Source organism: Edaphobacter sp. (assembly GCF_035532915.1).
Classification (GTDB): domain Bacteria; phylum Acidobacteriota; class Terriglobia; order Terriglobales; family Acidobacteriaceae; genus Edaphobacter.
The window spans coordinates 1-7,211 of the sequence record NZ_DATKQC010000394.1; the positions used below are offsets into that span (position 1 = coordinate 1).

The following is a 7,211-nucleotide window of genomic DNA, read 5'->3' on the forward strand; positions in this document are numbered from 1 at the left end:
GCCCTTGGGATTCGAACACGGCGATGGCTGGTTTGATCTGCTCTGGCAGCTCTGTGAATCTTTGGAGACGTTTGTAGTGGCGGCCGAACAAGAGACTGGATGTCCATTTGAGGTGCTTCAGGTCAAAGAGAAGTTCGGCGGACTCCGTTTCCATGCTAATTTCAGCAATGAAGCCATTTCCACACTGATTGAATCTGCCGAGGTTGAGTCGTTTCATACTTGCGAGGTCTGCGGTCTGCCAGGAAAGCAGCGAAGCGGCAGCCGGATTCAGACAGTATGCGACCAGCACGCCCGCGCACAAGCAAGTGCGCCATGATGGCAATGAACGGCCTAATGAAAGTCGTGAGAACGCGGCGCGAGGGTTCCGGCGAAGAAAGCCAGTAAGCGCGTCGCTTTCACGTGGATCACACCATCCTGATTTTGCAGAGGACCTTCGACAATCAAGAACTTGCTGCGCGTCACCAGCAGGCGTTCCCGCTCGTAGAGATCGGGAGTAATGATGACATTGGCAATACCGGTCTCATCTTCCATCGACAGAAAAATGAATCCTTTGGCTGTGCCGGGACGCTGACGCGCAATGATGCAGCCAGCAGTCCGCACGTATTCCCCGTCGATCCGTTCCCGCAATTCCTTCGCCGAAAGTACACGCTGTTGTTTTAACTCGGCCCGACGGTAGTGCATGGGGTGTTTTCCCACGGTAAGTCCGGTGCCAGCATAGTCGGCCACCAGCCGCTCCTCGGTGTTCATTGGTTGAAGAGGTTTCGACTCGGAATCATCCTGTAACGAGGCAACGTTACGTTGGAAAAGTGGGCCTTCGAGCTTCCCGGCACGTTCCACCTGCCAGAGCGCATCGCGCCGATGCTCGATTCCGCCGAGCTGGTTCAACGCGCCGATACGGGCCAGCAGCGTCAGCTCTTTTCGATGGAGCGATGGAACGCGCTGCGCAAGATCTTCCGCTGAACGGAACTCTCCGTCCCGAAGACGAGATGCGACAAGCGCTTCCACAGACTGCTTGCGTAGTCCTCGCGCATAGCCTAGCCCCATCCGTAAAGAGAGGCTGCCAACGTGCTCTCGTTCCACAGTGCAGGCCCAATCGGAAATTTGAATGTCGATAGGCCTGACACGCAGACCATGGCGTTGCGCATCTTTTACAAGGACTGCTGGAGCATAAAAACCCATCGGCTGATTGTTCAAAATAGCGCACGTAAAGGCAGCCAGATATTTCACCTTGAAGTAGGCGGAGGCATACGCGATGAGCGCAAAGCTGGCAGCGTGCGATTCGGGAAATCCGTATAACGCGAACGAACTGATGTTCTGCACGATAGTATCCTGCGTAGCCGTATCGATGCCGTTCATAGTCATGCCCGCTCGCAGCTTGCCTTCCAGATTCTTCATCCGCTCCCAGGAGCGGCGCATTCCCACCGCCCGTCGTAGCTCTTCGGCTTCTGCACCGGAGAAGTTTGCAACCACCATTGCCATCCGCAGCAGTTGTTCCTGAAAGAGCGGCACGCCCAGGGTCCGCTTCAAGACTGGTTCCAGCAATGGATGCGGGTAGCTGACCGGTTCCTTCTTTTGCCTGCGACGCATGTAGGGATGCATCATTTGACCAACGATCGGGCCGGGTCGAATAATGGCCACCTGCACGACAAGGTCATAGAAGATTTCTGGATGGTTTCGCGGCAGCGACGCCATCTGGGCGCGGCTCTCCACCTGAAACATCCCGACAGTATCGGCCCGCTGCAAGGTTCGATACACTTCAGGGTCTTCCGGCAACTGTGCCAGGTCGATCGGGTCGCCATAATGTTGAGGGATCAGTTCCAGACAGTCCTTCAGGACTGCCATCATTCCCAGACCGAGCAGGTCTACCTTGATGATGCCGAGGTCGGAGCAGTCTTCTTTGTCCCATTGCACGACAGTGCGTCCCGGCATGGAAGCTCGCTCCAATGGAACCACCTGGTTCAGCTGGCCCTGGCAGATCACCATGCCGCCCGAGTGCTGTCCGAGATGTCGCGGCAAGCCTTGAATCCGCATCGAGAGTTCGAGGTACTTAGCAATGCGCGGATGCGCTACGTCGAAACCGGCATCGCGAAACGAGTGCGCCATGGTGTCCGTCTTTCCCCGCCATTCCCAATTGCTGACCAGGCTCGACAATCGCCCCAGGGTGTCGGCATCGAAGCCCAGCGCTTTGCCGACTTCGCGGGCAGCCGATTTCCCGCGATAGGTGATGACATTCGCTGTCATCGCCGCCCCCAGCTCTCCGTATCGTTGGTAGACATACTGGATGGCCTGCTCCCGCTTGTCCACGGAAGGCAGATCGAGATCGATGTCCGGCCACTCACCACGGCTTTCGCTCAGGAAACGCTCGAAGAGCAACTCCATGCCCACGGGATCGATGGCCGTAATTTCGAGCGCGTAACAAACGGCAGAGTTCGCGGCACTCCCTCGGCCCTGGACCAGAATGTCATGGCTCTTGCAGAACTGAATGATGTCCCAAACGATCAGAAAGTACCCGGCAAAGCCGAGCTTCGCAATCAAAGTAAGTTCGCGCTCAACCTGCTTCTTCGTCCGCTCCAGCAGATCGGGATTGTTCTTCGGTCCATATCGCCTCGCCACTCCTTCCGCCACGCGCTTTCGCAGAAAGCTGTCCATGGTCTCGCCTTCCGGCACGGGATAGCGTGGGAACTCATATCCAAGGTCGTCGAGTTCGAAGCTGAGACGCGAAGAAAGTTCTACTGTGTTTTCGGTGGCATTCGGCACATCGCGAAACAGCGAAACCATCTCCTGCGCCGAGCGCAGGTAGCGTTGATGGTTGGTTGCTAATAGGCGGCCTGCCCGATCGAGTTCCGTGTGATGGCGGATGGCTGTGAAAACATCCAAGATCTCCCGGTCATACGCGGCGGCATAACGAACGCCGTTGGTTGCGAGCATAGGCAACTTGAGAGTTCGTGCAATGCGGATCGCGGTCTGGTTACGACATTCCTCTTCGCGCTCCTGGTGGCGCTGCAGCTCGACATAGACATTGTCTCTGCCAAAGATCCCGATGAGTTGTTCGACGATCTTTCTGCCAGCAGCTTCACCGCCCGTAATCAACGCAGCCGCCAATGGGCCTTCCTCTCCACCAGTCAGACATATAAGACCAGTGTTGAACTGCTGCAAATCTTCGAGAGTGGCAGCGCCTTCGCATTTATTCGTCTCCCGCATCTTGAACTGCGTGATCATCTGGCAAAGGTTTTGGTAGCCCGTGCGGGATTGGCACAACAGGGGCAGCCGTGCCGGTTCCGGAACATGCTGGTGGGGAAGCCATGCCGGAGGAGTTAGCCGTGGTCCGAAACTGGAAACCGCAACCTCCGCGCCGATGTGTGCGCGGACACGATTTCGCTTCGCGCTGGTGTGGAAGCGAGCCGAGCCGTAGACGCCGTTGCGGTCCAGCAGCGCGATGGCAGGCATCTCTAACACAGCCGCTCGTTCGATGAGCCCTTCCGGTTGCGATGCTCCCTCCAGAAAGCTGAAGGCGCTGGCGGCGTGGAGTTCCACGTATCGCTCAGTCATAGAGCGCCACCATCTCCCAGCCATTCCGTGCCAGATCGCGGACCAGGCGACCGCACAAAAGGCTGCCATCGATGGAATGCGCCACCACGTCCCACTCCTCCAGGCTCCAGAGTTCCGGGTTCCACCAATCTCCGCTCGCGAGCCACGGACCATAGGCTTTTTCCACGAGATATCGCTTCGTTTTTAGGAAGAATGCTGTTGGCCGTTCGTTCTGCAATGTCACGAAAGTTTTCTCTGGTGGACGTAGTTGTCGTTGTGCTACTCGCTGTTGCTGACAAGTAATCTCTGCGAGTGTTCCGGCTGCCATGGCGAACGGCTCCATGCGAAATGCATCGGGCCGATGAGTATCGCGAAGCAAAGCTCTTCCGACGCACTCCTCGCCAACGATGGCGCGAATGCGTGCGAGTGTGACATCGAGGCGGCTAGGTTCAGGAAGCTGCGGAGAGAACAACCCCATTTGCACCTTGCTGGTGCTACCCGGTTCCGCCGTTAACTTCAACGAGAGAATGGCCGCCTGCGGCGGATGCGCTTCGAGATCGAGATGCAGCAGTTTGATCCAGAATTGCCGGTCATTCGTTGGCAAAGCGGGTCGCACAACTCGCGTATGCGAGGCGCCCGCTTCGAGATGCAGTGTGATCGTTAGCGAGGCCAGCGCCAGCATTCGCCCAGTGGCACGAATCACGAGCTGTTCCAGCATCACCCCCACGACAAACAGCAGCGAATCCAGCATTTCAACCGGGGAATCCAGCTCTCGATACTCTTCGAGCTTGAAGGGAGGCTCAATCGGCTGAAACAGGTGTGGCAGTTCTCCACGCGCCAACTGGCGAAGGCGTTTCCCTTCCTGCCCCATGCGGGCAATCAGTTCCTTTTCAGGCAGCGCCGCCAACATGCCGAGTGTCCGGATTCCCCATAGAGCAAAGGTCGCAGCATGTTCTTCGGAAAACATCAGCACCGAGAGGGGTAACAAAGCGAGTGCTACGCTCTCTTCCCCTGCCGGAATAACAATCACGGAAATGCTGGAAGACATACCTCGCGCCCGGCAGATTGCAGCGTGAAAGTTCCTGCTCACCGCAACCGACGCTGTGATACCGAGCGCCTGGACACGCTTTCGCAGAGTCTCGACCAGCGTTGCGGAAGGACCAAACAGCTTCTCCGTTCCCGTGATATCGAGAACACAGAGAAACGCAAGTTCCGAAGTGACTTCTTCTACTCTCGGGGTGAAACTCCCCGCACATTCCAGCAGCGCCATCTTCGTTGCCGTCTCTTCTGAAACTGAGCGCGGTACAAGTGTGACTTCAGAAAACGTCTCTACCTCCACTCGCGTCATTCCGACCATGACGCCCATGCGACGGGCCTTCCCATTCAGTGAGCAAACCTGTTCGAGCGGCGGTTCGCCATCCATCACCACGCATGGCTTCTTCCGCAACTCAGGACGCAGTCGCAGCACTGTTTGCGCTGGAAATTCCCTGGCGTAGAGGCAGGCGTAGAGTTCCCCAGGAGTGCTCATCGCAGACCTGCCCACGCCGTTTTGCTCTGCCAGCCTGCACAGCGTTCGCTCTGTGGCGGCTTCCGCATGGGAACGACATTGACTGGAACCGCCTGGAATCGTTCCCGCGCAACTACCACGCCATGCTCGACGCCCGTAAAGACGCTCGCCTCTTCCTGAAGCGCCTCGGCAGTTTGCATATGGAGCACAAGTCCCGCGCTGCTTTTTGCGCACGCCTGCTGCGTCAGGAGAAGCAAACTTGTCTGGCTGTGTTCCGCCGCGACCCGATAGCGAAACCATGTCGCGAGTGGCACTCGTAAAGCATACTCAGGCGCGAGGCTGCCCATATCCAGCACAATCGCGCTGAAGCCGCCTGCCTGCAAAAGAAGATCAGTCACGCGAAGTGCCTGCTCGATTCGTGGCCAGGGTCTCCGGGTGTGGCCTCGTGCCTCATGCCTCCAAGACGGCTGTGCTGGATGAGAATCCGGCAAGGCTCTTTCTGCGATCCGGTCCGGTTGTGAATCTGCCCACCGCGATGGCATCCCATTACGTCCAAAAAAATCATGGATGGCATCGGGCAATCCTTTTCCTTCTCCTCGTGGAGGAGGACCGAAGCCTCCGCCATGCAATCCCTTCGTAATGGGCGGGGGAACAAAATATTTCCCGGGAAGCACAAAACCGCACGGAGAAATGAGCTGAGTTCTCTTGCGAGCTGAGACGCCGCACCGCACCCAGAGCAGCCGTTCAAGATCGACGCCTGCTGCGGCTGCAGATTCAGGATCGAGCGCATCTGAGACATCGATCCATGCGCACACCTTAGCGGCACGAGTGATACCCGCGAGAAACGATAGTGCCAGCGACGTGCGCCCGGAGCACTCCGGACCTGCGATCTCTGTGATCGCTCCCACGGGCAGGCCGCCTTCCAACACTTGATCCAAAGATCCAATGCCAGTGGCCACAACGGAACGAAAGATCCTTGGTGCTGGAGTCAGCGCGGACGGGATGCGAGGAGCAAGGGCCGCTTCAATTTCGGCGCGAAGATGGGCTGCGGTCGGCATACTTTATCTTCGCCATATCTTCGCCTATTTACCTCCACCTGTGTCAACTCCGATATGTCGCATCCCTGGTGCATTCTTCCTTAACACTAAGATAAATAAGCCATTAGAATTTTCCTTGTTGGTAGGCTTGCGCTCCGTTCTAGACTGGTTGCATGTGTGGACGTTACCGGCGGCGTTCCGATAAGCAGCGAATCGCGGAAGCCTTTCACGCTTATATCAGTCTCGAAGATCTCTACTTCGACGCCGAAGATGAGATTTTTCCTGGCTCGATCCAGCCTGTGATCCTGATAAACCCGGAGGGACAACGCCAGATCGAAAAGATGCGCTGGGGTTTCAAGCTGCCCGACCGTCTGCTGTTCAACGCCCGCTCAGAAGGCATCGAGAGATCGAACTTCTGGAAAGAATCTTTCCAGCGCCGACGCTGCGTCGTGCCTGCCGATTCCTTCTACGAATGGCAGAAGGTCAAGACCGGGAAAAAACCGAAGTACGAATTCTCAGTTCTCAACCGCCAGCCTTTCGGCATGGCGGGAGTGTGGGCTTCCTGGAAAAATCCAAAGACAGAGGAGAGGGAGCATACCTTCGCCATTCTGACCGGAGAAGCCAATACCGTTATGCATCGTGTGCATGACCGGCAACCGACCATCCTTGATCCAGCCGACTACGCAGAGTATCTCAGCATCGGAGACAGGCCGCCCAGGCACCTGCTCCGGATTCTTCCCGACGAGGAGATGCAGGCCCATCTCGTCGAGGACCACAAAATTACCGCGCCAAAACCGATTCTTTTTGACCTTCAATGACGAGTGCAAAGAAACTGGATGGCGTCCTGGGCACCAGATCCGGAAGTCATAGCGAACATATATGTCGGTATGTCTCGATCGCGTACGCGGGCTAATACCTCTAGTCAAAAAAGGTCCTGAATCACAGCACGCTAAACCCCTTGCTTTCATAGAAAATCGTTTCAGATTTTTGCTGGTCAGAAACGTACAGCTTTTGGACCACTCATCTCCGACGCAATCACCAATCCGATAGATCAGCTACGGAATGGTGGCCTATGCGGCGAGTTGCCGTGAGCGGGAATTCGGCATCCGCATTGCCCTTGGCTCCAGTCGGTCCGGAAT

The 7,211-nt window shown here is 56.8% G+C and carries 5 protein-coding genes and 1 pseudogene; 1 reads left to right on the forward strand and 5 read right to left on the reverse strand.

What is annotated here, in order from left to right; genetic code table 11:
* The 5 genes and pseudogenes from VMU57_RS18700 to VMU57_RS18720 form a co-directional block, all read right to left on the reverse strand.
* Nucleotides 1-217 (reverse strand): hypothetical protein (locus tag VMU57_RS18700; RefSeq protein WP_325386206.1); only part of this gene is annotated, 217 nt, incomplete at its 3' end.
* 113 nt (nucleotides 218-330) lie between these two features.
* Nucleotides 331-3,549 carry an error-prone DNA polymerase gene (locus tag VMU57_RS18705; RefSeq protein WP_325386208.1) on the reverse strand — a complete coding sequence of 1,073 codons (3,219 nt, stop codon included), beginning with the start codon at nucleotides 3,547-3,549 and terminating at the stop codon, nucleotides 331-333.
* The gene (locus VMU57_RS18710; protein WP_325386210.1) at nucleotides 3,542-5,056 is read right to left on the reverse strand and encodes a DNA polymerase Y family protein; all 1,515 of its coding nucleotides are present in this window, start codon (nucleotides 5,054-5,056) and stop codon (nucleotides 3,542-3,544) included. Before VMU57_RS18710 ends, VMU57_RS18705 begins: the two co-directional genes overlap by 8 nt.
* Nucleotides 5,053-5,433 (reverse strand): hypothetical protein, encoded by a 381-nt coding sequence (locus VMU57_RS18715; protein WP_325386214.1) that lies wholly within the window; start codon nucleotides 5,431-5,433, stop codon nucleotides 5,053-5,055. Before VMU57_RS18715 ends, VMU57_RS18710 begins: the two co-directional genes overlap by 4 nt.
* 396 nt (nucleotides 5,434-5,829) lie before the next feature.
* Nucleotides 5,830-6,093: pseudogene (locus VMU57_RS18720) on the reverse strand (ATPase domain-containing protein); the annotation flags it as partial.
* A gap of 152 nt (nucleotides 6,094-6,245) precedes the next feature.
* Here VMU57_RS18720 and VMU57_RS18725 point away from each other — a divergent pair.
* On the forward strand, nucleotides 6,246-6,890 hold the full coding sequence (locus VMU57_RS18725) for an SOS response-associated peptidase (protein WP_325386212.1): 645 nt from the start codon (nucleotides 6,246-6,248) through the stop codon (nucleotides 6,888-6,890).
* The last annotated feature ends 321 nt before the right edge of the window (nucleotides 6,891-7,211 follow it).

Excerpts from the sequence above, each read along its gene's own strand:
- VMU57_RS18705 (WP_325386208.1), bottom strand. The coding sequence starts at position 3,549 with ATGACTGAGCGATACGTGGAACTCCACGCCGCCAGCGCCTTCAGCTTT.
- VMU57_RS18725 (WP_325386212.1), top strand. The coding sequence starts at position 6,246 with ATGTGTGGACGTTACCGGCGGCGTTCCGATAAGCAGCGAATCGCGGAA.
- VMU57_RS18710 (WP_325386210.1), bottom strand. The coding sequence starts at position 5,056 with ATGAGCACTCCTGGGGAACTCTACGCCTGCCTCTACGCCAGGGAATTT.